Here is a 25,051-nt window from a genome sequence, read left to right as displayed (position 1 = left end):
TCATGGCAGACGAGCCACGCAAATACCGCTCGACATCCTGGTTCGGAGGAGCCGGCAAGAATGCCTTCATGCACCGCAGCTGGATGAAGAACGAAGGCCATCCGCCGGATGTCTTCGATGGCCGCCCGGTGATCGGCATCTGCAACACCTGGTCGGAGCTGACGCCGTGCAACGCGCATCTGCGCACCATCGCCGAGCATGTGAAGCGCGGCGTCTATGAGGCTGGCGGCTTCCCGCTCGAATTCCCGGTGATGTCCCTCGGCGAAAGCAACATGCGCCCGACGGCGATGCTGTTCCGCAATCTCGCCTCGATGGATGTGGAGGAATCGATCCGCTCCAACCCGATCGACGGCGTCATCCTGCTGGTCGGCTGCGACAAGACCACCCCGGCCCTGCTGATGGGTGCCGCGAGCTGCGATCTGCCGACCATCGCCGTCTCCGGCGGCCCGATGCTGAACGGCAATTTCCGCGGCAAGGCGATCGGCTCGGGCACGCATGTCTGGAAGTTCTACGAGGACGTGAAGGCCGGCCGCATGTCGGTCGACGACTTCCTCGCCGCCGAACAGGGCCAGAGCCGCTCGGCCGGCAGCTGCATGACCATGGGCACGGCCTCGACGATGGCGTCGATGGTCGAGGCGCTCGGCATCGGCATGCCCGACAACGCGGCGATTCCCGCCGTCGATTCCCGTCGCGCCATCCTGGCGCAGGAATCCGGCCGCCGCATCGTCCAGCTGGTGCGCGAGGACGTCCGGATGTCGAAGATCCTCGTCCGCGAGGCCTTCGAGAACGCCATCCGCGTCAACGGCGCCATCGGCGGCTCCACCAACGCCGTCATCCACCTGATCGCCGTCGCCCGCCGCCTCGGCCTCGACCTGTCGCTCGACGACTGGGACAAGTTCGGCCGCGACGTGCCGACCATTGTCGACCTGATGCCGTCCGGCCGCTACCTGATGGAAGACTTCTACTACGCCGGCGGCCTGCGCGCGGTGATGCGCGTGCTCGACGAGCACGGCCTGCTGCACGGCAGCGCGCCGAGCGTCGCCGGCCCGACCATCGGCGAGATCGTCGCCGACGCGCCCAACTATAATGGCGAGGTCATCCGCTCCTTCGAGGAGCCGCTGACGCCGCAGGGCGGCATCGCCGTGCTGCGCGGCAACCTCGCCCCCGGCGGCGCCGTCATCAAGCCGTCGGCGGCGACCGAGGCGCTGATGCAGCATCGCGGCCGCGCCGTCGTCTTCGAGACCATCGAGCACTATTACAAGCGGATCGACGATCCCGATCTCGACATCGACGCCAGTTGCATCATGGTGCTGAAGAACTGCGGCCCGAAGGGCTATCCCGGCATGGCCGAGGTCGGCAACATGCCGCTTCCCGCCAAGCTGCTGCAGCAGGGCGTCACCGACATGGTGCGCATTTCCGACGCGCGCATGAGCGGCACCGCCTATGGCACCGTCGTGCTGCACACGGCGCCGGAAGCCGCCGCCGGCGGTCCGCTCGCGCTCGTTCGTGACGGCGACATGATCGAGCTGGATGTTGCCGGACGGCGGCTGCATCTCGACGTCTCCGACGCCGAGCTGGAAGCGCGCCGCGCCGAGTGGGCCCCGCCCACGCATGACGGCGTCAACGGCTACCAGAAGCTTTTCGTCGAGCACGTCCTGCAGGCCGACGAGGGCTGCGACTTCGACTTCCTGCTTGGCAAACGCGAAGCGGGCATCCCCCGCCATTCCCATTGAGGCGCTGATGGAACAAGATTTCCCCTACGCGGTCTATCCGAGCCTGGACGGCCGCGTCGTCTTCATCACCGGCGGCGGCAGCGGCATCGGCGAAAGCCTGGTCCGGCATTTCTGCGCGCAAGGCTCGATCGTCACCTTCATCGACATCGCCGAGGACGCTTCGCGCGCCCTGGTCGAGAGCATCAAGTCCGAGGGTCACCGCGCACCGGACTTCATCCCCTGCGACCTGCGCGACATCGAGGCCCTGCGGGCAGCGATCCGCGCGACGCAGGAGAAGCACGGCGCCATCCGCGTCCTGCTCAACAATGCCGGCAATGACGACCGCCACCGCACCGAGGACGTCACCGTCGCCTATTGGGACGACCGCATGGCGGTCAACCAGCGGCACCAGTTCTTCGCGGCGCAGGCCGTGCGCCCGATGATGCGCGACGCTGGCGGCGGCTCGATCGTCAATTTCGGCTCGATCACCTGGATGGTCGGCGATGCCGATTGCCCCGCTTATGTGACGTCCAAGGCCGCCATTACCGGCCTCACCCGGGCGCTGGCGCGCGAGTTCGGACCGGAGCGCATCCGCGTCAACTGCATGATCCCCGGCTGGGTCATGACGGAGCGGCAGATGCGCCTCTGGCTGACGCCGGAGGGCGAGCGCCAGATCGCCGAACGCCAGTGCCTGCAGGACCGCGTGCAGCCGTCCGACATCGCGCGCATGGCGCTGTTTCTCGCTGCCGACGACAGTCACATGTGCACGTCGCAGCATTTCATCGTGGACGGAGGTTGGGTTTGATGGTCGGCGTAGAGACAAGCCGGACGAGGCTGGTTCAGTACAAGTCGGAAGCCGGCGAGCGCAGGGTCGCCGTCGTCGGCGCCGATGGCGAGACGCTGCTGCCGCTTCAGGGCTTTTCGACCGTGCACGAACTGGCGTTGCGCAGCCTGGAGACCGGAACCGGCCTCGAAGCGCTGGTCGCGGCGACGCCGCGCGAGGCCGCGCTCGACTATGAGGCGGTGCTGGCCGCCGGCCGCGTGCTGCCGCCGCTCGATCATCCCGAGCCGGCCCGCTTCCTGATCACCGGAACCGGCCTGACGCATACCGGCAGCGCCACCGCGCGCAACCGCATGCACATGGACACCCATGGCCCGGACGCGATCGAGTCCGATTCGATGAAGATCTACCGGATGGGTCTCGACGGCGGCAAGCCGGCCGAGGGCAAGATCGGCATCCAGCCGGAGTGGTTCTTCAAGGGCGTCGGCACCTGCGTCGTGCCGCCCGGCGCGCCGCTCGACCTGCCCGGCTTCGCGCTGGCCGGCGCCGAGGAGGCGGAGATCGTCGGCCTCTACATCGTGGACGCAGCGGGCCAGCCCCGCCGGATCGGCTTCACGCTCGGCAACGACTTCTCCGACCACATCACCGAGGGCAAGAACTACCTCTACCTCGCTCATTCGAAGCTGCGCGAATGCTCGCTCGGCCCGGAACTGCTGCTCGGCGAGCTGCCGCAGGAAGTCACGGGAAACGTCCGCATCATCCGCGACGGCAAGGTGGTCTGGGACGAGTCGTTCCTGTCCGGCGAGAGCCACATGTCGCACTCGATCGGCAATCTCGAGCACTACCACTTCCGCTATCCGATGTTCCGCCGGCCGGGCGACCTGCACGCCTACTTCTTCGGCGCGGATGCGATGAGCTACGCCTCGAACATGAAGACCGAGGCGAATGACGAGTTCGAGATCGTGTCGCCGACCTTCGGCAAGCCGCTGCGCAACCGCATGGTGGCCGGCACGGAGGAGAAGCTGGTCACGGTCACCCCGCTCTGAGCGGGACGACGGCCAACGGGTTCAAGAAAGCCTGAGAGAGCGCCAGCCGAGCCACGGTGAAGGCGCTCCTCCCACACCACCAGAACACCCATCCAGAGGAGAAGTGTGATGACGAGTTTGAAAGCTGTGCTGGGAGCCGCCGCGCTGGCGGCCGGACTCTGGGTCTCCGCCGCTTCGGCTGAGACGCTACGCGTCCTCGCCTGGGAAGGCTATGCCGACCCGGACTGGGTCAAGGACTTCACCAAGGAAACCGGCATCGACGTCGACGTCGTCTTCGTCGGCAGCGATGACGAGATCTGGGCCAAGATCAAGGGCAGCGAAGGCAAGGACTTCGACGTCATGGCCGTCAATACGGCGCAGCTTCAGCGCTATATCGACGCCGACCTGGTCAAGCCGTGGGATTTTTCCAAGATCCCGAACCAGAAGGACGTGCTGCCGCGCTTCCAGGACCTGTCCAAGATCAGCGGCGTCACCCGCGACGGCAAGGCCTATGGCATTCCGTTCTGCTTCGATTCGATCGGCCTGATCTATGACACCGACAAGGTGAAGCCGGCGCCGACCTCGATGTCCGTGCTCTGGGACCCGCAGTACCAGGGCAAGGTGCTGGCCTATGACAATGGCGAGCATAATTTCTCGTTCACCGCGCTGACGCTCGGCATCGAGAACCCGTTCCACCTCTCGGACGACCAGTTCGCGGCGGTCAAGGCCAAGCTGCTGGAGCTGAAGCCGAACGTGCTCAGCTTCTATACGACGGCCGACGAAGCCCTGCAGATCTACCAGAACAACGACGTCGCGCTGATCTGGGCCAATTACGGCCAGCAGCAGCTGAAGGCGATGCAGAAGGTCGGCGCCCATGTCGCCTATATCGCGCCGGCGGAGGGCTCCCTCTCCTGGCTCGACAACTGGGCCCTCACCAGCGGCGCCAAGGATCCGGACGCGGCCGCCAAGTGGGTCAACTTCCTGCTCGACAAGAAGATCGGCGCCGAGCTCTCCGAGCGCACCGGCTTCGGCAACACCGCCGTTGCCAGCTCGAACGCCAACGACAAGGACAAGCTGGTCTGGCTCGAAAGCGTCGAAGACCCGTTGAAGCGTTCCGATCTCTGGAATGAAATCAAGGCCTCGCAGTAGCGCCGGCTCTCGACAACCGGATGGAGCCAAGGCTCCATCCTTTCCTGTCTCGACCCGCGCCGCCGCGCGCGGGGCCCTTTGTCGATGGTTCGGGGTGGTAATGAGCGAAGCCGGTATCCTTCTGAAACTGCGGTCGGTTTCGAAAAGCTATGGCGCGACCGCCATCCTGCACTCGATCGATCTCGACGTGCATGACGGCGAGTTCATCACCATTCTCGGCCCGTCGGGCTCCGGCAAGACGACGATCCTGCGCCTGATCGGCGGCTTCACCCAGCCTTCCGGCGGCCAGATCCTGCTCGACGGCAGCGACATCGCCGCCATGCCGATCAACAAGCGGCCCTTCAACACGGTGTTCCAGGACTACGCCCTGTTCCCGCACCTGACGGTGGAGGCGAATGTCGGCTACGGCCTCGCCGTGCGCGGCACGCCGCGGGCCGAAACGGCGAAGCGCGTCGCCGACGCGCTCGAGCTGGTCCAGCTCGGCCATCTCGGCAAGCGCTTCCCGGCCCAGCTTTCCGGCGGCCAGCGCCAGCGCGTGGCGCTCGCCCGCGCCATCATCTGCCGGCCGCGCCTGATCCTGCTCGACGAGCCGCTCGCCGCCCTCGACGTCGAGCTGCGCCGCCACATGCAGACCTTCCTGAAATCGATCCAGACCGAGATCCGCACCACCTTCCTGTTCGTCACGCACGACCAGGAGGAGGCGATCGCGATGGCCGACCGGATCTGCGTGATGAGCGCCGGCCGCATCGAGCAGATCGGCTCGCCGCACGAGGTCTATTACCGGCCCGGCACCGAGTTCGTCGCCAAGTTCTTCGGCGAGAACAATCTCGTTCCCGGCACGCTCGGACCGATGGACGGCGCGACCCGCGCGATCGACACCGCCATCGGCCGGCTCGTCTGCGCCGTCGACGGCCAGCCGCAGATCGCCGCCCTTCCCGCCGGCAGCCCGGCGCTTGCCGTGTTCCGGCCGGAAGCGGTCGGGATCGGCAATGGCGCCGGCGACGGCAACCGCATCGCCGCCCGCATCGCGCAGGTCGCGTTCGGCGGCGCCTCGACCATGGTGAACGCCGCCGCCATCGACCAGCCGCAGCAGGTCTTGAAGGCGCGCCTCCAGAGCCGCCCGGACGGCACGGCGCTCTCGCAGGGCGAGACGGTCGCCTTCACCGTCCCCACCAGCGCCTGCCGCCTGGTGCCGGCATGAGCGACAGCGCCGCCTCCGCCGGACCGAGCCGGCTGACGCCCTGGTTCGCCACCTTCGCCGCCTTCGTGGTGCCGTTCGGTTTCGTGCTGGCGCCGATGGCGCTCTTCCTCGTCTATTCGTTCTTCAGCGTCGACCATGGCAGCATCGTCTTCTCGCCGACGATCGCCAACTATGTCCGCTTCTTCACCGACCCGGTGTTCCTGCCGATCTTCTGGCGCACCTGCCTGCTCTGTCTCGCCGTCGCCCTGCTCTGCGTGCTGTTCGCCTTCCCGGTCGCCTATTTCCTGACGACGCTGCGCGGGCGCAGCCGCTACATGCTGCTGGTGCTGCTGCTCGTGCCGCTGCTGATGAGCTACGTCATCAAGATCTACGCGGTGCGCAGCATCCTCGGCGGCAATGGCGTGCTGAACCGCGCCCTGCTCGCGACCGGCATCATCGACAAGCCGTCCATGCTGTTCGTCTTCAACCTGAACGCCGTCCTGCTGACGCTCACCGTGCTGCTGATCCCGTTCGCGGTGCTGCCGATCTTCCTGTCGCTGGAGCGAATCCCGAAGGCGCTCCGCCATGCCTCGGCCGACCTTGGCGCCACCAACGCCCAGACCTTCTGGCGCGTGACGGTGCCCCTGAGCCTGCCCGGCACGCTGTCGGCGATGAGCTTCGTCTTCGTGCTGGCGATCGGCGATTTCCTGACGCCGCAAATGGTCGGCGGCCAGTCCGGCTTCACCTTCGGCCGCATCATCTACAGCCAGTTCGGAACCGCCTTCAACTGGCCGTTCGGCGCGGCGCTTTCGGTGATCCTCGCCGCCGTCGTGATCCTGGCGATCCGCCTCGGCGGCCGGGTCGAAAGCAGCCGCGGGAGGATCCAGTGATGCGGCTCGCCGACAGGGCGGCCCCGGCGCTGCTCATCACCCTCACCGCCTTCGTCTTCATCCTGCTCTACGGCCCGCTGCTGGTGCCAATCGTCTCGTCCTTCTTCAGCGTCAGCCACGGCATGGTGGACTGGTCGCAGCCGACGACCTCGGCCTATGCAGACCTGACGCGCAACGAGAGCGTGCTGTCGGCGCTCTGGACGACGCTGATCGTCGGCGCCGGCGCCGTCGTGCTGTCGGTCGCCCTCGGCACCGGGCTGGCGCTCTACTATGCGTCACCCAACGCTCGCGGCCGCCAGTTCCTGCAGTTCATCATCTTCCTGCCCTTCCTGATGCCGCCGATCATCACCGGCCTGGCGCTGCTGATCTTCTTCCGCCAGGTCGAATTCGAGCGCTCGCTGCTGACCATCATCATCGGCCACACGGTCTTCGTGCTGGCGCTGGTCTACCGCACCATCCTGACGCGGCTGCAATCGCTGAGCGGCAGCCTCGTCGAGGCGTCCTACGATCTCGGCGCCAGCGGCTGGCAGACCTTTCGCCTGGTGCTGCTGCCCAACCTCTCCAGCGCCATGGTCGGCGCCGCCATCCTCGCTTTCGCGCTCTCCTTCGACGAAACGATGATCACGCTGCTCGTCACCGGCACGCAGAGCACCCTGCCCGTGCGGCTCTGGGCGATGATGCGGCTCGGCTTCACGCCCGACATCAACGCGCTCGTCGCGCTGGTGCTGCTGTTCACGACCGTGCTCTGCCTGATCGCCGTGCGCTACCTGATGCCGGCTTCCGCCGTGGCGGGATCGGACGACAACTAGGCTCCAACCGATCGCGCCTGCCATGGCGCGATCGGCACCGGCTGCCCCAGGCAGCCCGGCGACTTTCCCCGGCATTTCTTCGCGAGCGGCTTGCCGCGAACCGCCGACGCGTCCTGCGCGACCGTGGCGGCGCGATGACGCATGCCTTCCTTCCGGCCGACTATCGATAATCGTTGGATAGCGCCCGCTTCCGCGCCTCGGCGCGGGTGGCGGCGCTGCGTCGCGTGGAGTGGCGCGGCCCGCCCGTCGCTCCGCGAGCGAAGATAATATTCCATGATATGGAATGAAGATGTTTCGTATTATCCAGTGGAATGCTGCAGAGCTCTTCACCTGCCGCATGCCTATTGCATTTGCGCGGGATCCTATTCAAACTGCTCCAGACTAGCATGATTTTTCATTCTACATTGTAGGACGAAGTCTTGAGCAAGAGAACCGGGGCGAGGCGGAACGACACGGTACTGCGGTGGGATCGACGGATCCATACCGCATCCGGGCACGGCGCCCGGGCCTTCGAGACATCGCAATAGATCCGTCCGCCGCAGCGTGGCGGACACGGCCCGTCATCCGGCGCTGGCTGCCGGCCATCGGGCCAAGACGAGTGTGGCAAGTGACACGTCAGATCACGCCACAACGAGACGTTCGAACGTCCGGTACTTCCAGAAGGGGAATTGGGACATGCAGGGAAAACTGAATTCGATCACCAAGCGCCTCGGCCTGCTGACGGCTGCCGCGGCGTTCTTCGCCGGCGCCCTCGGGGGTCTGGCCCCGACGGCAGAGGCCGCCTCGCCGCGCGCGGCCGAAAACAAGATGATCCTCGTCGCCCGGCAGGATCCCGGCACGCTCGACTTCGTCAAGAGCAACCTGACCGCGATGCGGCTCTGGATCCCGGCCAACGTCGTCGAGCCGCTCGTCTATTTCAACAAGGACGGCAGCGTCGAGCCCGGCGTCGCAGAGAGCTGGACGATCAGCGACGACAAGCTGACCTACACCTTCAAGATCCGCGACACGACGTTCTCGAACGGCGCGCCGGTGACGGCCGACGACGTCGTCTTCTCGCTCAACACCATGAGCAAGAGCCCGGTCGTCGACTACGCGGCCGCCTATGAAGCGGTGAAGTCGATCGAGAAGCTCGACGACCACACGGTCAAGGTCACCCTCTCGCGGCCGAGCCAGAACTTCTGGCAGGGCATGGGCACGATCTCCAGCCTGATCCAGCCCGAGGCGAACGCGGCCAACATCGCCACCAACCCGATCGGCACCGGCCCGTACAAGCTCGCCAACTACACCACCAACAGCGCCTTCGAGTTCACCGCCAACCCGACCTACTGGGGCAAGAAGCCGGCGATCGAGAACGTCACCGTCCGCATCATCACCGACGGCACAGCCGGCCTCAACGCGCTCGAGGCGGGCGAGGTGGATTCGCTCCCCGTCATCACGATCGACCTCTGGGAGCAGCTCTCCAAGCGCGAGCTCGACAAGAAGTACACGCTCGTCACCTATCCGCAGGTGGGCGAGCCGACCTATGCGGTGCTGAACCAGAAGCTCGACAAGGGCCTGCGCGAGACCATCGCCAAGACGCTCGACCGCCAGTCCTACAACGACGCCTTCGGCGCCGCCTGGGGCGCGGAGAACACCTGCACCTTCGCGCTGCCGAACCAGGTCTGGTACTCGCCGGAAAACGCCGAGACCTGCCCGTTCCCCTATGACATGGAAGGCGCGATGGCGACGATCGCCGAGAAGGGCTATGCGAGCACGCCGCTCGAATACGCCTCGCTCAGCGACGTGCCCGACCTGTCGCTGCCGGCCGATATCATGGTTCCGGCCATGCAGGCCGCCGGCTTCAACGTCACCCGCAACGCGATCGACCTCGCCCGTTATTCGCAGCTGATCTTCCAGGGCCGGCCGCCGCAGTTCGACGTCACCATCATGTCGGGCGACGCCAACCCGGTTCAGTTCGCCTGCCCGGATCCGTCCAAGGCCGGCTGGAGCACCTATTGCTCGGCCGAATACACCAAGGCGCTTGCTGATGCTGACGTCGCCCTGACGCAGGAAGACTATGTCGCGAAGATGAAGCAGGCCGCCGACATCCTGCGCAAGGATGCCGTCATCATCCCGCTGATCGCCAAAAAGGGCGTCGGCCTGTTCAATCCCGACCTGAAGGGTTTTGAAGAGCCGCGCGTCAACGTCGCGATCGAGCTCAACAAGCTGCACTGGTAAGCCAGCCAGTCCAAGACCGGCCGTCGCCCGCCTGCGGGCCGGCGGCGGCCGCATCCGACGATCCTCTCCGGGAAAGCTTGATGGCGATCTACGTCCTGCGCAAACTGGTGTTCTTCCTGGGCGCCATCTTCATCGCCTCGGTGGCGATCTTCCTGCTGATCCGGGGTGCCGGCGGCAATGTCGCTGCCGTGGTGCTCGGCAAGGGCGCGACGCCCGAGGCGATCGACGCGCTCGCCCACACCTATGGCCTCGACCGCCCGCTCTTCGTCCAGTATTTCGACTGGATCGGCAACATGCTTTCCGGCGATCTCGGCCGCTCCTTCCGCACCAATGAGCGCGTCTCCGACCTCGTCACCGCCCGCCTTTCCGTCTCGATCCCGCTGGCGCTTTCGGGCCTGATCCTCGGCCTCCTCATCGCCATTCCCGTCGGCACCTACGCCGCGCGCAATGTCGGCACGCCGTCCGGCGCCATCCTCGCGCTGGTGAGCCAGGTCGGCGTCGCCGTGCCGGTGTTCTGGGCCGGCATCCTGCTCTCGCTCCTGTTCGGCGTCCGGCTCGGCTGGCTGCCGACCGGCGGCTGGACCGACTGGTCGGTCAGCCCCTGGGGCGCCATACGCTCGCTGGTGCTGCCGGTGCTGTCGCTCGGCCTGATCATGGCCGCCGTGCTGATCCGCTATGTCCGCTCCGCCGTGCTCGACGTCATGAACCAGGACTATCTGCGCACGGCGCGCGCCGTCGGCATGACGCGCACCGAGGCGCTGCTGAAAGTCGGCCTGCGCAACGCCTCGCTGCCGCTCGTCACCATCGTCGGCCTGCAGATCGCCGAGCTGATCGGCGGCACGGTGATCATCGAGACGGTGTTCTCGCTGCCGGGCCTCAGCCGCATGATGCTCGCCAACGTCGCCGCCCGCGAGGTGATCGTCGTGCAGTCGACGGTGATGCTGATCATCATCTTCGTCATCGCCGTGAACCTCCTCGTGGATCTCCTCTACGGCATCCTCGACCCGCGCGTGCGGTCGAGCCGGTGAGCGGGAGAAGCCCAACATGACCATGAACCAGCCCTCCCCCATGCCCACGCCGGCCGGCGTGCCGATCTCGCCGCCACAGCGCAAGCCGCGCCGCAGGCTGCCACGCAACGCGTCGCTCCTGATCGGCCTCGTGCTCACGGCCCTGTTCCTGGCGATCGCGCTTGTCTCGTTCTTCTACCTGCCGTCGAACCCGAACATCCCGGTGATCCGCAACCGCCTCCTGCCGGCCGGCACGCCCGGCCACTGGCTCGGCACCGACGTGCTCGGTCGCGACATCATCGCGCAATTGATGGTCGGCGCGCGCACCTCGATCCTCGTCGGCGCCGGCGGCGCCACGCTGAGCCTGATCCTCGGCACCATCGCCGGCCTCGCGGCCGCCGCCTCCGGCAAGATCGCCGACGAGGCGATCTCGCGCGGCGCCGACATCATGCTGGCGATCCCCGGCATGGTCACGGCGCTGGTGCTGGCGGCCACCATGGGCTCCGGCGCGCTCACCACCATCCTGGCGCTGACGGCCTTCTTCACGCCGTCCTTCACCCGCGTCATCCGCTCCGCCGCGATGGGCGTGCTGAACGAGGACTTCATCACCGCCGCCAAGCTCTATGGCCGCGGCAAGGTCTTCGTCCTCGCCCGCCACGTGCTGCCCAACATCGCCGGCGTGATGATCGTCCAGTTCACACTCTATTTCGCCGCCGGCATCCTGACCGAGGCCGGCCTCTCCTATCTCGGCGTCGGCGTGCACCGGCCATCGATCTCGTGGGGGCTGATGCTCAACGAGGCGCAGCAGCAGGTCGGCGTGTCGTCGCCGCTCGCCATCTGGCCCGGCCTCGCTATCGTGCTGATGGTGCTCGGCCTCAACCTGCTTGGCGACGGCCTGCGCGACGTGCTCGACCCCAAGCTCGCCCGGAGGGCCTCATGACGAAGCCCCCGATGGAGCGGCCGAACGCGCTCGAGGTAACGGACCTCGTCGTGCACAACACGGTGCTGACCGCCGTGCGCGGCATCGACTTCACGCTTCCCGCCGGCGGCCGCATGGGCCTCGTCGGCGAATCCGGCTCCGGCAAGACGCTGACCGCGCTGTCGCTGATGGGTCTGCTGCCGATGGGCTGGCAGGCGAATGGCAGCATCCGGCACGACGGCGTCGACCTCGTCACCCAGTCCGACAAGGCGCTCTCCAGCCGCCGCGGCCGCACCCTCTCGATGGTGTTCCAGGACCCGCTCTCCTCGCTCGACCCGGTCCGCCGCATCGGCTTCCAGGTCTCGTCGGTGATCCGCCGCCATACCAAGGCGAGCAAGCAGGAAGCCGAGGCGCAGACGCTCGAGCTGTTCCGGCAGATGTCGCTGCCGCGGCCCGAGCAGCTGATGCGCGCCTATCCGCACGAGATCTCCGGCGGCCAGCGCCAGCGCGTCATGATCGCCATGGCGCTCGCCTGCTATCCGCAGCTGATCATCGCCGACGAGCCGACGACGGCGCTCGACGTGACCGTGCAGAAGCAGGTGCTGCGCATCCTCAACAAGGCGGTGCAGGAGCGCGGCTGCGCGCTGATGATGATCACGCACGACCTGCCGATCATCGCGGCGATGTTCGACACCGTCGCCGTCATGTATGCCGGCCGCATCGTCGAGATGGGGCCGGTCGCGGAAGTGTTCCGCTCGCCGCGCCACCCCTACACCAAGGGGCTGCTCGACTCGCAGCCGACCATGGACAACATCGCCCTCGACGGCAGCTCGCGCCTCGCCTCGATCGCCGGCATGGTGCCGCCGCTACACAGCCTGCCCAGGGGCTGCGCGTTCCATCCGCGCTGCGGCGCCGCGACCGAGCGCTGCCGGACCGAGGTTCCGCAGCTGGAAAAGGGCACGCGCCGCGCCGCCTGCTGGCATCCGATCGCCGCAACGGCCGGGGCCGCCGTCCAAGCCAGAGTGAGCGCGCCATGAACCGCCGCGTCGACGAAACCCATCTGACGCCGCCGCTGCTCGAAATGCGGCAAGTCACGCAGACCTATGCGCTGAGCCGGAAATCGCTGATCGGCGCGCGGCCGACGCTGACCGTGCTCGACAAGGTCAGCTTCGACGTCCGTCCCGGCGAGGCCGTCGGCCTGGTCGGCGAATCCGGCTCCGGCAAGACCACGCTCACCCGCATCCTGACCGGCATGGAAAAGCCGAAGCAGGGGCACGTCTTCTACAACGGCGCCGACATCTGGGCCGGAGACGCGGAGCGCTGGCGGAATTTCCGCCGCTCGGTGCAGGTCGTGATGCAGAGCCCGCGCTCGTCGCTCGACCCGAGGATGCGTATCGGCCTGTCGCTGCTGGAGCCGCTTCGGTCGCTCAGGATCGAAGGCGACCACGTCGCCCGCGTGCACGAGGTGCTCGACCAGGTCGGCATGAGCCGGCAGGCGCTGGAGCGCTATCCGCACGAATTCTCCGGCGGCCAGCTGCAGCGCATCGCCATCGCCCGCGCGCTGATGCCGGCGCCGAAGGTGCTGATCGCCGACGAGCCCGTCTCCGCGCTCGACGTCTCGATCCAGGCGCAGGTGCTGAACCTGCTCAAGGACCTGATCAGCGAGCTCGGCCTCAGCCTCGTCTTCATCGCGCACGACCTCTCTGTCGTCGCCTATACGACGAGCCGGGTCTCGGTGATGTCGGCGGGAAGAATCGTCGAGGTCGGCAAGCCGCTCGACCTCTTCACGCGCCCGCAGGCGGAAGCGACGCGAAACCTCGTCGGCGCCATCCTGACGGTCGAGGCAGGCCTGGCGGGGAACGCGCTGGCGTAGGCGGCGGCATCTCACCTCTCCCATGGGGAGAGGTGAAGAGGACCGCCCTCTGCCCTCTGCCCGCTCCCCTCCGCCCTCTCCCCACCCTCCTCCGTCATCCCTGCGAAAGCAGGGATCCATGCGGCCGAAGCCTCAGACGTTCGGGGGGCAGATTCCAGCACCGAGGCGCGGAGGGATGGATCCCGGCCCGGAGGCCCGGAGGCCGGGATGACGGCGAGCGTGGGGTTGGTGAGGCGATCCGGGGACGAAGCCCTTCACTTCACCTCTCCCTGAGGGAGAGGTCGACGCACGAAGTGCGGCGGGTGAGGGTTTACGACCTCGGAAGTCAGGCTTCGGCGGCGCAAAGCCATATCCGAATGGTTCCCTAAACCCTCTCCCTCAGGGAGAGGTGAAGAGACCTCCGCCCTACGCCTGAAACCTTGCGGCAAAACTGTGCGTCGCCGGCGGGCGCTGGCGGTCGGCGAGGTTGGCCTCGATCGTCGGCAGGATCTCCGCCATCCATGGCGCGCTGTCGACGACGAAGCCCGGGCCCTTCTGGTCGAGCAGGAAGGGATAGATCCGCGCCGCCGGCGAAATGGCGCGGATCAAGGGGCGCCAGCTCTCATGCACATGGCCGCAGACGACGTCCGGCCGCACGCGCTCGACGGCGGACCGCAGCGCCCCCGTATTGCCGACATCGATCTCCTGGTTGACGGCGACGATCTCGATCGCCTGCGGCGCCGGAGCGCCGGCCGCCGCCGCGCGGAACGCCGCGAGCCGCGCCGCCTGCTCGTTCGAGCCGATCTCGGAATCGAGATAGAGGAACTTGAGCCGCGCGCCACCGAGGGCAGCGAACATCGCGGAAAAGGCGGGCCCATAGTCGAGCCGGTAGGTGTGAAACCGGCTGCCGTCGAGGCTGGCGTCGATCAGGCTGACCTGGCTCGTGGTATCGGCGAGCGCGTCCAGCCGGGTCTCGCGCGTGAAGCCTGTCAGCACGACGGCGTCGAGCGCGTCCCACATGCCGACCGGCATGCGCGCGTCGGTGAACGAGCCCATGACGAACTCATGCCCGGCCGAGACGATGCCTTTCTCGAACGCCATCACCAGGCGCGTGTAGAAGGCATTGTCGAAGATGCCGCCGCCGACGATGTCGCGATTGTAGAAGAAGCCGATGCGCCGGTGCGCCTCGGCCCAGGGTGTCGTGACGAGGAAGGAGCCCTTGCCGACCTGGCGGCGGATGACGCCTTCGCTCTCGAGATCCTTCAGCGTCTTCACGACGGTGATCAGAGAGAAGTCGCAGAAACGCACGATCTCGTTCTGCGACTCGATCCGGTCGCCGGCCTTGAGCCCGCCCGTCTTCCAGCGCCGGAACAGCATGTCGCGGAGCTGGAGATGGCGGGGCGAGGCTTCGAGGTTCAAACCGGCGGTTCCCACGTCTTCTGGATGGCGAGGATGCCGCCATCGACGAACAGCATCTGGCCGGTGATATAGCCTGCCGCTGGCGACGCAAGGAAGACCGCCGCGCCGCCGACATCTTCCGGCTGGCCGACGCGGCCGAACGGGATCTGGGCGTTCAGCGACTTGCGCACGCCCGGCACGTCGAGGCCGCGCTTCGTCAGCGGCGTCTCGACGATGCCGGGGCCGATGCCGTTGACGCGGATGCCGCGGCCGGCGAGCGACACGGCGAGGGAGCGCACCATCATCAGCACCGCGCCCTTCGAGGCGTCATAGGCGACGCTGTGGCGCTCGGCCATCACCGAATTGGTGGAGCCGACCAGGAGGATGCTAGCCCCCTCCTGGCCCGGCGCCAGCTTGCGCACGAAGGCCTGCGAGGCGAACACATAGGCCTTCACGTTCAGATTGAAGGTTCGGTCGAACAACTCCTCGGTGAGCTCGTCGAAGGGCGTATCGAGGAAGGTGCCGGCATTGTTGACCAGCGTATCCAGCCGGCCGAGCGTCGCATGCGCCTTCTCGACCAGCTCGACGGCGCCGGCGGCGGTGGAGAGATCCGCCTGGATGAAATGGCACTCGGTCAGCGCCTGCAGCTTCCCCAGCGCGCCATTGTCGGGCAAGTGCGAGTTGATCACCAGCCGCGCGCCCTGGCGGGCGAACGCCTCGGCGATTCCGTAGCCGATGCCGTGGGTCGAGCCCGTCACCAATACGCAGGGCTGCGTCATCTCTTTCTCCTTGCCGAACCAGATTAGTTTGTTAGCATGATAACATCATAACGATGGAAAATCCGATGCCCGTCAAGCAGAGATGGTCTGATGTCACAATCGTCACGCCGGAGGGACAGCAGGCGAGCGACCTGCTGATCGACGGCGGGCGCATCGCGGGCCTCGTGCCACGCGGGACGGTCGTGGGCGAGGACTGGCAGCCGGCCGACGGCAAGGGCGCGATCCTGTTCCCCGGCCTCCTCGACCTGTTGCAGCACGGCTTCGGCGAACACCTCTATTGCGACGTCGATGCCGGCGCCGTCGCCACCAATTCCCAGGTGATGCTGCGCCACGGCGTCACCGGCTTCCTGCCGGCGATCCCCTGCCTGCCGCCTGCCAGCATGGAAGGCGTGCTCTCCCGCCTCGCGGCGCAATGCGGCGAGGCCAGGGGCGCGCGGGCGCTCGGCGTGCATAGCGAAGGACCCTGCTTCGGCTCGCCGGGCGCCCATAATCCCGAAAACATCCTGGCGCCCAGCGCCGGGCTGGCGGAGCGGATGCTGGCCGCCGCGGATGGCAGGCTCAAGGCCGTCACGGTCGCGCCGGAGCGCGAGGGGGCGGAAGCCTTCATCGCCGTACTGAAGCGGGCCGGCGTCTCGATCCATCTCGGCCACAGCCTGGCCCGGCCGGAGCACATTCCGCGCTATGTCTCCTGGGGCCTCGACGCGGTGACGCACATGTACAACGTCATGCCGACCTATCCGCCGGGCGGCATGGGCGTGCATGTCGTTTCGCTCACCGATGCGCTCCTCGCCGAGCCGACGCTGGCGCTCGGCCTGATCGCCGACGGCATCCATGTCGACCCGCAACTGGTCAAGCTGCTGGCGCAACTGCCGGAGGACCGCGTCTTCCTTGAGACCGACGCGATGAAATATGCCGGCACGCCGGGCCGGACCTTCGAGTTCTATCCGGGCTACGTCGTCACCAGCGCGCCCGGAAAGGCGGTGCGCGACGCAAAGGGCGGGCTTTGCGGCTCGTCGCTGGCGCCGGACGAGGCGATGCGCAACTATCTCGCCTTCTCTGGCAAGGATCTCGTCCGCGCCGCGCATGCGACCAGCCTGGTGCCGGCGCGCGTCCTCGGCATGGAGAACGAGATCGGCAGCCTCGAACGCGGCAAGCTCGCCGATTTCGCCGTGCTCGATCCGACGACGCTTTCGGTGAAGGCCACCTATGTCGGCGGCGAGCGGCTTTACGGGAGCGTGTGAGAATGACGAACGGCGAAGGCACGATGCGCTACGAGGAAGGCGGCAACGTCCATCTCGATTTTCACGGCGCCACCAACACGACGATCGATTTCATCGTCGAGCGCTTCGGCGTCGACGCGATGGACGAGATCTTCAAGAAGGTCGGCCGCGACGTCTATGCGAGCATCCGCAACGACCTCGTCGCCGGCGACACGCGCCAGCTGGTGCGCCACTGGCGGCACTTCTTCGACCGCGAAGGCGCCGACTACGACATCGCGGTCGGCGACGACCGCGTCGTCCTGACCGTGCGCCGCTGCCCTGCCTGGCACCACGTGAAGGCGCTGACCGGCAGCGTCTCGCCGCATTTCTGCGACCAGACCAGCCGCACGAATGAAGCGATGGCGGAAGGTTCGCCCTTCGCCATCGACACCGAACTGACCGGCGAGGGTTCGTGCCGGCAGGTCATCCGGAGGCGCGCATGATCCCGAGCGACCACTTCACGCGCTTCTACAACGAGGTCTTCAAATTCCTCGACAGCCAGGGCGAAGAGGCGCTTGAAGCCTACTGGCTCGCGATCTCGAAGAACCAGGAGCGGCATATCCTCGACCTGATCCAGACCCAGGGCCTCGCCGGCATGTACGAGTACTGGTCGCATATCAAGATCGAGGAAAACTGCGACATGGACCTCGACCTCGACGAGGACCGGCTGGAACTACGGATGAATGTCTGCCCGAGCCTCTCCAAGGTGATGGACAACGACGCCGAACCGATGGAGCGCTATTGCGATCACTGTGCCGGCTGGATCGGCCCGATCATGGACAAGACCGGCTACCACATGGTCTACGACGTGATCGACCGCCGGGAGCCGCATTGCGTGCTCCGGATCTTCAAGGATCCGGAGAAGGCCCGCGCCGCCGAGAAGGACGCGAAGCTGCTGATGGGCTGGCCCGGCCACAAGGTGGGGTGAGCCGAAACACGAGACGCCCCCCCCGCGCCTTCGCGCCGGATGGCGCGCAGGAGAGACGGAATGAGACGCGGCGTCGCCGGGTTGAACGAGCCCCTGATCGGCCTTCGCAACGGCCGGACCCGGCTGGAGACGCCGGCGCTGATCCTCGACGCCGACGCCTTCGAGGCCAATCTGCAGGCGCTGACCGGCATGGCGCGCGCCGCCGGGCTCGGTCTGCGGCCGCATGCGAAATCGCACAAATGCGTCGAGATCGCGCGGCGGCAGATGGAGGCCGGCGCGCTCGGCATCGCCTGCGCCAAGGTCGGCGAGCTGCTGGCGCTCCACGAGGCCGGCATCAATCCGCTGATGCTGACCGCGCCGATTGCCAGCCGCCGCAAGATCGACCGGCTGACCGAGGCGGCGGCGCGCGGCGCCGACATCACCGTCACCGTCGACCGCCCCGACCTCGTCGCCGACTATGCGGAATCGGCGCGCGCCGCCGGGGTCCGCCTCGACGTGCTGGTCGAATGCGACGTCGGCCAGCGCCGCACCGGCGTGGCGACGCCGGAACGCGCCGTCTCGCTCGCGCGCCAGATCGCCGACGAGGATTCCCTCCGCTTCGTCGGCGTGCAGGGCTATGCCGGCTTCGTCCAGCACATCTTCGACCACGAGGCGCGGCGGACCGAGAACCGGATCGCCATGGGGCGCCTGCTCGCCATCGTCGACGCGCTCGAGGCGGCGGGGCTCTCGCCCGCCATCGTCACCGGCGGCGGCACCGGCAGCCACCTGCTCGATTTCGAGGACAAGGTGCTGACCGAGGTGCAGGCCGGTTCCTACATCTTCATGGACGAGGACTATCGCCGCGTCGACCTGCACGGCTCGGGCGCCGACGTGTTCGGCACCGCCCTCTTCGTCACCGTCACGGTCATCGCCCACAATCTGCATGGCGACGCCATCGTCGACGCCGGCAGCAAGAGCTTCGCCGTCGACGGGCCGCTGCCGCGCGCCTATCTCGACGGCCGCGAGATCGGCCAGATCACCTTCGTCGGCGACGAGTTCGGCCGGCTCGACACGCTGCCCGGCAAGCCGGTGCCTCCGGTCGGCACGCGCCTCGAATGCAGCGTGCCGCATTGCGACCCGACCGTGAACCTGCACGATTTCCTGCACGTCGTCCGCGCAGACAAGCTGGAGGACATCTGGCCGATCGAGGCGCGCGGCCTCTCGGATTGATTTCCCTTCACCGCTCCCTGCGGGAAGAGGCGAAGGAAGCCGCTCAAGCCTCCGCAGTGCCGGCCCCAATCACTGGAAACCCGCCATACGCGCGACGAAGAGATTGTCGATGTCGAGCGCCAGGCCGCCGACCCTGGGAGAGGCGACGATCAGGCCGGTGTCATAGGAATTGGTCGGGATGGCGAAGGCATCGGTGACGAGGACGCGGTTCAGATTGTCATAAGCCGCCTTCACCTCGGCCGGGTCCGACGTCGTGTTCACCCGCTCGATCGCCGCGACATAATCGGGATGCGGATGCGGGTCCTTCAGCACCGGATTGTTGACGACGCGGTAGATGCTGTTGGTGGCGACGCGGGACGGGAATTTCTGCACATTGCCGACAGCGCCGAAGGTGGCGTCGAAATCGCCGGCGAGCAGCGCCTCAGTATATTCCGCGCCCTGGAGGATATCGAGCTCGATATCGATGCCGACCTCGGCCAGCGCGCTCTGCAGGATCTGGCTGACGACGATGGTCGGCTCGTCATCGCCCCCGACCAGCATCTTCCAGTCGCTCTGTTCGGCCGGCGTCAGACCGGACGCGGCGAGGAGTTCCTTCGCCTTGTCGAGATTGTAGGCGAATTCGTCGGCATAGGTTGCGTCGAAGGCCGGGCTCGCCGGCGCCCAGGGCAGCGCCGCCACCTCGCCAAGGCCGGCATAGCCGACCCGCAGCATGCCCTCGCGGTCCATCAGATAGTTGAAGGCCTGACGGAAGCTTGGATTGGTGAAGGGCGCGCGGGTCGAGTTGATGCGGAAGACCTGGACCAGCGGCCCCGGTCCGCGCAGCACCTGATAACCGACATCCTGCAGGCGGACGGCGCTGCGTGCGGAGCTACCATAGATGATGTCGACGGCGTCGGATTCGAGCGCCGCGCTCGCCGAGACGTCGTCGCTGAAGATGGTGAAATCGACCGCCTCGGTGACCGGTTGGCCCTGGCGCCAGTAATGCGGATTGGCCCTCAGCCTCAGCCCCTGGCCGACGGCGCGGCTATCCAGCATGTAGGCGCCTGTGCCGGCGGGGACCGTCTCGACGCTGGCGATCCCGGCGGCCTCGATCGGCATGGTGAACTGCAGCAGGTCGGTGATCTGGCGCTGCGGCGCAGGCGCCTTGAAGTGGATGACGATCGTCCTGTCGTCCGGCGTCGTCCAGTTCGTGACAATCGACATGGTGGCATAGACGTTCTTGCCGCGCCCGGGATCGGCGGCCTTGGCGAGCGTTGCCGCCACGTCGGCCGAGGTGAGCTTGGCGCCGCTCGCGAAGCTGACGTCGTCGCGCAACGTCACCCTCACGGACTGGTTGTCGGGCGCGATCTGCCAGGCGGTCGCCAGGCTCGGCACCGCCTCTCCCTCGGGCGTGTATTCGATCAGGCTGTCATAGAGGTTCTTGATCAGGTGGAAATTCACCGCCGAGAACTGCTGCGGATCGAAATTGGTCATGTCGGCCAGGATGGCGACGCGCAGCGTGCCGCCCCTGAGCCCCGGCTCCTGAGCATGGGCCGGCGCCACCAGGCTGACGCCGGCGACCGACGCCGTAGCGGCGAGAACCAGGAAGACGAGCCCCCTGAGCGCCCGGAAGAACTGGCACGTCATGAGGCCCCTCCGCTCCCGTTCGCAGGGGATCGATCGGCCAACCTCAAACCTTGGCGAGGCCGCCCGGCTGCGAAGAATGGGCACGCCAGTCGTCGAAGGTCTCGATCGGATAGATCGGGCGCGGAATCCGCTTCCAGGGCAGCGTGAAGACATCGGACTGGCCAGGGCCGCGCGTGTCGGCGCGCACCACGCCGGTCGAGATCGGCGCGAAATACTGGAAGTTCGAAGCCGTCTTCAGGACGGCGATGCCGTAATCCGTCGGCTCGACGCCCATCGCCCGGTAGACGCCGGGGACATTGCCGGCGACGCCGCGCAGCGTCGTGATCATCAGCGTGACCGGCCCGACATCGAAGATCACGGACGGGCCGAGATCGACCTCGCTCTGGTGGTTGTAGCCCTCGATCTTCAGGAGTCCGCCGCCGACGGTGCGGACCGTGCCGGTGACCGTGAGCGGGGTGAAGAATTCCGTCGCCGCGTCGCCGCCAAGCTCCAGCGTCACCGTCGCGCCCTCGCCTGCCGCGACCAGCTTCGCGGCGGCTTTGGGCGAGATCAGCGGCACCAGCGCCCGCTTCTTTATGCCGAGGCGCAGCATGGCTTCGAGCAGCAGGTTGCTGTCGCCCGCGGCGCCGCCGAATACGGTGTCGCCGGTATCGCTCAGCATGACGAGGCCCGGCGCCGCATCGGCCTGGCGCACGGCGTCGTCGACCGAGACCGACTCGCGGAGCTGGAAATCGTCGCGCAGCGACCAGCAGAGATCAGCCAGCTCGTCGGCTATCTGTTCGGCCAGCGCCTGGTCGTTGTCGGTGACGACGATGGTGGCCCAGCCGCCCTCGGCGACGTCGAGCCAGGGCTGCATCGGGTAGTTCGACGCCTGCAGCACGCGCGGATCGGATTCGGCGGCGCGGGCCGCGTCGAACCACACCTTCATCGGTCCCTGCGAGGTCAGGAACTGCTCCTGATGCGAGACGAGCGGGATCTTGCGCCAGGCGGTGGTCGGCTTCAGCCCCTCGGTCAGGATGCGTAGCAGCAGCTTGGTGCCGATGACGCCGGTGTCGTAGACGTCGTGCGGCTGGGTGCGGTGGCCGACGATGGCGGTCGCGTTGTCGATGATCTTCTGCGTGACATTGGCATGATGATCGAGGCCGAGCACGATCGGCACGTCGGGGCCGAGGATCTCGCGGCATAGCGCGATCTGCTCGCCCTCGACGTCGTCGACGCCCTCGGCCGAACACGCGCCATGCAGCTGCAGCGCCAGTCCGTCGATCTTGCCCGCCGCCTGCAGGCCGGCGCGGATCTTGTCCTGGAAGAACTGGAAGGTCTCGGCCGAGAGGCGGCCGCCCGCCGAGGCATAACCGCGGATGATCGGGATCTGCTCGATCTCGAGGCCGGCTTCCTCGACCACCTGCAGATGACCGCCGACCTGGCCGAAGCCGCGCAGCTTCTCGAAGATCTCGGCGCCCTCATAGATGCCGAAGCCGGCATAGTCGTCCAGCGTGGTCAGCACCGGATTGAAGTCGTTGGTTTCCTGCGAGATGTGAATGACGGCGATACGCAACGCCAATCTCCATGAGATCTTGTTTCGAACTCGGGCGAATAGATTTTCGGGCACACAGATCCTGCGACGAAACGGCTGCGAGACAGGCAGTATAGGTCTGGTCCCGATCCGGGCCGCGACCGGAAATGACAAGGCAAGCCGATCGACAGGCAGGCTATTAATCGAGAAATTTCATGTCAACGCCGTCCGGTTTCGCCCGGCGGAACAACTCGGATAGTCCAGCAGAAACAGGATCGGCCCGCCGCGCACCTCCCGGCGGCGGGACGAGGCTCAGAAGAACGTCTTCAGGCCGCGCGTGACCCGATAGTCCTCATCGACCAGATAGAGCAGCGACCACTTGTCGAAGGTGGTGCAGGGATGGCTGATGCCGAAGCCGACGAGATCGCCGGTCCTGAGCGGGCTGTCGAGCGGCGTGATCATGTGGCAGTGCTGGTCGTTGAGCGCGACGACCGAATGGCCGGCGGCTATTTCCGCCGGCGCCGTCATGCTGCCGTCCGGGCGATACCAGCGCAGCGGCACCGGCAGGCCGGCATCGTGACTGACGTCGCGCTTGCCCATGGTCAGCATGGTCCGGCCGCCCTCGGGGCGTGACTGCACCATCGCCCAGACCTCCAGCGCCGGCTCGAGCCCGCCCTCCGGCAGCTTCAGCGCCGTCTCGCGGACGATGCGCTCGAACGCCGCCGCATAGGCGATGACGTCATGCGTCAGGTAGCAGCCGGAGCGCAGCACGCGCTGCACCGGCCGCGGAAACCCGACGCTGTCGAAACGCTCGACCACCCGGTCGAAGAAGGCCGAACCGCCGGCGCTGATGACGACCGGCGCATCGGAACGGAACAGGCCCTCCTGCATGGCGGCCAGCGCCATGGCGGCGACGTCGTCGATCAGGCCGTCCGCCGTCTCCGCCGTCGGCAGCATGCCCTCGAAGCATTCGAAGCCGGCAAGCTCCAGCCCCGGCGCGGCGGCGATGGCGCGCGCCAGTTCGAGCGCGCCCGCGCGGGTACGGACGCCGGTGCGCCCGCCGATGAAGCCCATCTCGACGAGGATGCGCAGCGGGTTGCCTTCCGGCGGCGGGTTGCGGCGCGCGCCCTCGGCGAGCATGGCGACGCCGTCCGGATTGTCGGCGAGGCAATAGAGTTCGATCGCGTCGTCGCCCTGGAGCGCGCGGAAACAGGCATCGATCGCCTGGGTGCCGACCGGCTGATTGGCGAGCAGCACCCGCCTGACGCCGAAGCGCTGGCAGACGCCGACCTGCTGCAGCGTCGCCGCGGTGATCGCCCAGGCGCCGTCGGCGATCTGCAGGTCGAACAGGTGCGGCGACATCGTCGTCTTGCCATGCGGCGCGATGACGACGTCGTTCTGCGCGGTGAAGGCGCTCATCCAGGCGCTGTTCGCCGCCAGCGCCTTCTCGCGGATGACGGCGACGGGCAGCGGCAGGTCGCCGTCGAGCAGGCTCCAGCCCTGGCGTCCGACCGCGCCGACGGTCAGGCGCGGCGCGTCACAAGGAAGCCCCTTGGTCGAAGGATCGAGTTCAAGCGCATCGAGCGCCGCGATGTCGAGGCGCGGAATCAGAGCCATGGAATGGGGTCCAGTAGTGAGGGGACGGCGTAGGATTGGGCGGCATGGGATTGGTCGGACGGCTTCAACGAGAAAGCCCTCGTCCCAGCCGCCTGAGACGCCACAAATACCCGCATAGTCGCCCCCGCTCGCCAAGACCGAACCCCATGGCACCCAATATTCTACATCATGGAACAACAATTTGGTTGCCTGATTGAAACTTAAGCGGCCGCCGGATCTTTCTGTCAACACCGTTTCCAAAGTTCAGCTGCGAAAACCGGATGTTCGGCTTGCACCCCTCCGGGACTTGATGTCTTAATGAACGGACGAGGATCGCCTGAATGTTCCACTATATGGAATATAGGGCATTGCTACGTCTCGATTGCCGGGGTTGGAAACAGCATGTCGAAGCCTGAGTACGAGCCGAGCGGCGCCGCTGCCGTTGCGGCGCGAATCCAATCCGTGGCCCGCGCCAAGGCGCTGCTCGACGCGATGGCGAGCGGCGATTTCGTCTCGCTGCGTGAACTCGCCGCCCGCACCGGGCTCGCCAAGACCACGGCCTTCAACCTGGTGACGGCGCTCGTCGACGTCGGCCTGGCCGAGCGCGACATCAAGGGCGGCGCCTATCGGCTCAGCCTGCAGCACCTCGTCTATGGCAAGGCGGTTGAGCGGCGGCTCGACATCGCCGCGCTCGCCCAGCCCTATCTGGTCAAGCTCTGCGCGGAGACGCGCGAGACGGTCAACCTTGCCCTGCCCGGCCCCACCGACGCCGTCATCGTCGAGAGCCTCGAGGGCAGCCATACGCTGCGCGTTTCGTCCTATTCCGGCACCCGCGCCGCCTACCATTCGACGGCCTGCGGCCGGGCGCTGCTCGCCTATCAGCCGCTGTCGTTCCGCAAGATCATCTACAATCTCGGCTCGCTGCCGGCCGCGACCGACCGTACCATCACCGACCCCGAAGCGCTGGAAGCCGTGCTCGAACGCTGCCGCAGCGTCGGCTGGACCACGGAATTCGAGGAGAACGAGATCGGCGGCGCCTGCGTCGCCGCGCCGATCTTCGCGCCCGGCGGCGAAGCGGTCGCCGCCGTCTCCATCGCCGGCCCTTCCGCCCGCTTCGAGCCGGAAGCGATAGAGCGGCTCGGCCGGCTTCTCGTCGCCACCCTCGCCGAGATCACGGCGAACATGTCCCGCAACAGGTAGCC

General features: G+C 67.2%; 22 protein-coding genes. 17 read left to right on the top strand and 5 right to left on the bottom strand.

The features are described 5' to 3' along the window. Window positions 1-2: 2 nt before the first annotated feature. From WFK98_RS01565 to WFK98_RS01510, 12 genes are all read left to right on the top strand, one after another. A complete protein-coding gene (locus WFK98_RS01565) occupies window positions 3-1,733 on the top strand; it encodes an IlvD/Edd family dehydratase (protein ID WP_266340965.1) in 1,731 nt (576 codons plus the stop codon). A gap of 7 nt (window positions 1,734-1,740) precedes the next feature. Beyond that, window positions 1,741-2,517, top strand: a complete 777-nt coding sequence (locus WFK98_RS01560; protein WP_336799047.1) for an SDR family NAD(P)-dependent oxidoreductase — start codon at window positions 1,741-1,743, stop codon at window positions 2,515-2,517. After that, complete coding sequence (gene araD1, locus WFK98_RS01555; protein ID WP_336799046.1) at window positions 2,517-3,539, top strand: AraD1 family protein; 1,023 nt, start codon at window positions 2,517-2,519, stop codon at window positions 3,537-3,539. The genes WFK98_RS01560 and araD1 overlap by 1 nt, the downstream gene beginning before the upstream one ends. Before the next feature lie 108 nt (window positions 3,540-3,647). Next, window positions 3,648-4,667: an ABC transporter substrate-binding protein gene (locus WFK98_RS01550; RefSeq protein WP_336799045.1), complete on the top strand. Its 1,020-nt coding sequence runs from the start codon at window positions 3,648-3,650 to the stop codon at window positions 4,665-4,667. Window positions 4,668-4,767: 100 nt separating this feature from the next. Next, the gene (locus WFK98_RS01545) at window positions 4,768-5,868 is read left to right on the top strand and encodes an ABC transporter ATP-binding protein (protein WP_336799044.1); all 1,101 of its coding nucleotides are present in this window, start codon (window positions 4,768-4,770) and stop codon (window positions 5,866-5,868) included. Continuing rightward, a complete protein-coding gene (locus WFK98_RS01540) occupies window positions 5,865-6,737 on the top strand; it encodes an ABC transporter permease (RefSeq protein ID WP_336799043.1) in 873 nt (290 codons plus the stop codon). The genes WFK98_RS01545 and WFK98_RS01540 overlap by 4 nt, the downstream gene beginning before the upstream one ends. Beyond that, window positions 6,737-7,546 (top strand): ABC transporter permease, encoded by an 810-nt coding sequence (locus WFK98_RS01535; RefSeq protein ID WP_336799042.1) that lies wholly within the window; start codon window positions 6,737-6,739, stop codon window positions 7,544-7,546. The genes WFK98_RS01540 and WFK98_RS01535 overlap by 1 nt, the downstream gene beginning before the upstream one ends. 675 nt (window positions 7,547-8,221) lie before the next feature. Further along, a complete protein-coding gene (locus tag WFK98_RS01530; RefSeq protein ID WP_336799041.1) occupies window positions 8,222-9,763 on the top strand; it encodes an ABC transporter substrate-binding protein in 1,542 nt (513 codons plus the stop codon). Window positions 9,764-9,843: 80 nt separating this feature from the next. Next, entirely contained in the window at window positions 9,844-10,791 is a 948-nt protein-coding gene (locus tag WFK98_RS01525; protein ID WP_266340958.1) for an ABC transporter permease, read from the top strand. A gap of 16 nt (window positions 10,792-10,807) precedes the next feature. Then, entirely contained in the window at window positions 10,808-11,710 is a 903-nt protein-coding gene (locus WFK98_RS01520; RefSeq protein ID WP_266340957.1) for an ABC transporter permease, read from the top strand. Further along, window positions 11,707-12,726 (top strand): ABC transporter ATP-binding protein, encoded by a 1,020-nt coding sequence (locus WFK98_RS01515; protein ID WP_336799040.1) that lies wholly within the window; start codon window positions 11,707-11,709, stop codon window positions 12,724-12,726. The genes WFK98_RS01520 and WFK98_RS01515 overlap by 4 nt, the downstream gene beginning before the upstream one ends. Continuing rightward, window positions 12,723-13,562, top strand: a complete 840-nt coding sequence (locus tag WFK98_RS01510; RefSeq protein ID WP_336799039.1) for an ABC transporter ATP-binding protein — start codon at window positions 12,723-12,725, stop codon at window positions 13,560-13,562. The genes WFK98_RS01515 and WFK98_RS01510 overlap by 4 nt, the downstream gene beginning before the upstream one ends. Before the next feature lie 405 nt (window positions 13,563-13,967). Here WFK98_RS01510 and WFK98_RS01505 read toward each other — a convergent pair whose 3' ends face one another. Beyond that, window positions 13,968-14,960 (bottom strand): hypothetical protein, encoded by a 993-nt coding sequence (locus tag WFK98_RS01505; protein WP_336799038.1) that lies wholly within the window; start codon window positions 14,958-14,960, stop codon window positions 13,968-13,970. After that, window positions 14,957-15,718, bottom strand: a complete 762-nt coding sequence (locus tag WFK98_RS01500) for an SDR family NAD(P)-dependent oxidoreductase (protein WP_336799037.1) — start codon at window positions 15,716-15,718, stop codon at window positions 14,957-14,959. The genes WFK98_RS01505 and WFK98_RS01500 overlap by 4 nt, the downstream gene beginning before the upstream one ends. Before the next feature lie 65 nt (window positions 15,719-15,783). Between WFK98_RS01500 and WFK98_RS01495 the strand changes: the two genes are divergently transcribed. The 4 genes from WFK98_RS01495 to WFK98_RS01480 are packed head-to-tail and all read left to right on the top strand — an operon-like array spanning window position 15,784 to window position 19,114. Continuing rightward, window positions 15,784-16,959, top strand: coding sequence for an N-acetylglucosamine-6-phosphate deacetylase (locus WFK98_RS01495; RefSeq protein WP_336799036.1), 1,176 nt, complete (start codon window positions 15,784-15,786; stop codon window positions 16,957-16,959). Window positions 16,960-16,961: 2 nt separating this feature from the next. Beyond that, window positions 16,962-17,420 (top strand): hypothetical protein, encoded by a 459-nt coding sequence (locus tag WFK98_RS01490; RefSeq protein WP_336799035.1) that lies wholly within the window; start codon window positions 16,962-16,964, stop codon window positions 17,418-17,420. Next, window positions 17,417-17,905 carry a hypothetical protein gene (locus WFK98_RS01485; protein WP_336799034.1) on the top strand — a complete coding sequence of 163 codons (489 nt, stop codon included), beginning with the start codon at window positions 17,417-17,419 and terminating at the stop codon, window positions 17,903-17,905. Before WFK98_RS01490 ends, WFK98_RS01485 begins: the two co-directional genes overlap by 4 nt. Window positions 17,906-17,965: 60 nt before the next feature. Further along, the gene (locus WFK98_RS01480; protein ID WP_336799033.1) at window positions 17,966-19,114 is read left to right on the top strand and encodes a DSD1 family PLP-dependent enzyme; all 1,149 of its coding nucleotides are present in this window, start codon (window positions 17,966-17,968) and stop codon (window positions 19,112-19,114) included. Between the two features lie 69 nt (window positions 19,115-19,183). On the opposite strand, the gene WFK98_RS01475 is transcribed toward WFK98_RS01480, so the two are convergent. The 3 genes from WFK98_RS01475 to WFK98_RS01465 all read right to left on the bottom strand — a co-directional run bounded on the left by WFK98_RS01475 (window position 19,184) and on the right by WFK98_RS01465 (window position 23,870). Beyond that, entirely contained in the window at window positions 19,184-20,740 is a 1,557-nt protein-coding gene (locus tag WFK98_RS01475) for an ABC transporter substrate-binding protein (RefSeq protein WP_336799032.1), read from the bottom strand. 43 nt (window positions 20,741-20,783) lie between these two features. Then, window positions 20,784-22,295, bottom strand: a complete 1,512-nt coding sequence (locus WFK98_RS01470; protein WP_336799031.1) for a M81 family metallopeptidase — start codon at window positions 22,293-22,295, stop codon at window positions 20,784-20,786. Window positions 22,296-22,565: 270 nt separating this feature from the next. Further along, a complete protein-coding gene (locus WFK98_RS01465) occupies window positions 22,566-23,870 on the bottom strand; it encodes an amino acid aldolase (RefSeq protein WP_336799030.1) in 1,305 nt (434 codons plus the stop codon). Window positions 23,871-24,251: 381 nt separating this feature from the next. Between WFK98_RS01465 and WFK98_RS01460 the strand changes: the two genes are divergently transcribed. Beyond that, a complete protein-coding gene (locus tag WFK98_RS01460; RefSeq protein WP_266340945.1) occupies window positions 24,252-25,049 on the top strand; it encodes an IclR family transcriptional regulator in 798 nt (265 codons plus the stop codon). Window positions 25,050-25,051: the final 2 nt, after the last annotated feature.

The sequence above is a fragment of the Kaistia sp. MMO-174 genome (assembly GCF_037147815.1).
In the GTDB taxonomy this organism is placed as follows: Bacteria; Pseudomonadota; Alphaproteobacteria; order Rhizobiales; family Kaistiaceae; genus Kaistia; species Kaistia nematophila.
This window is presented reverse-complemented; position numbering and strand designations above follow the sequence as displayed.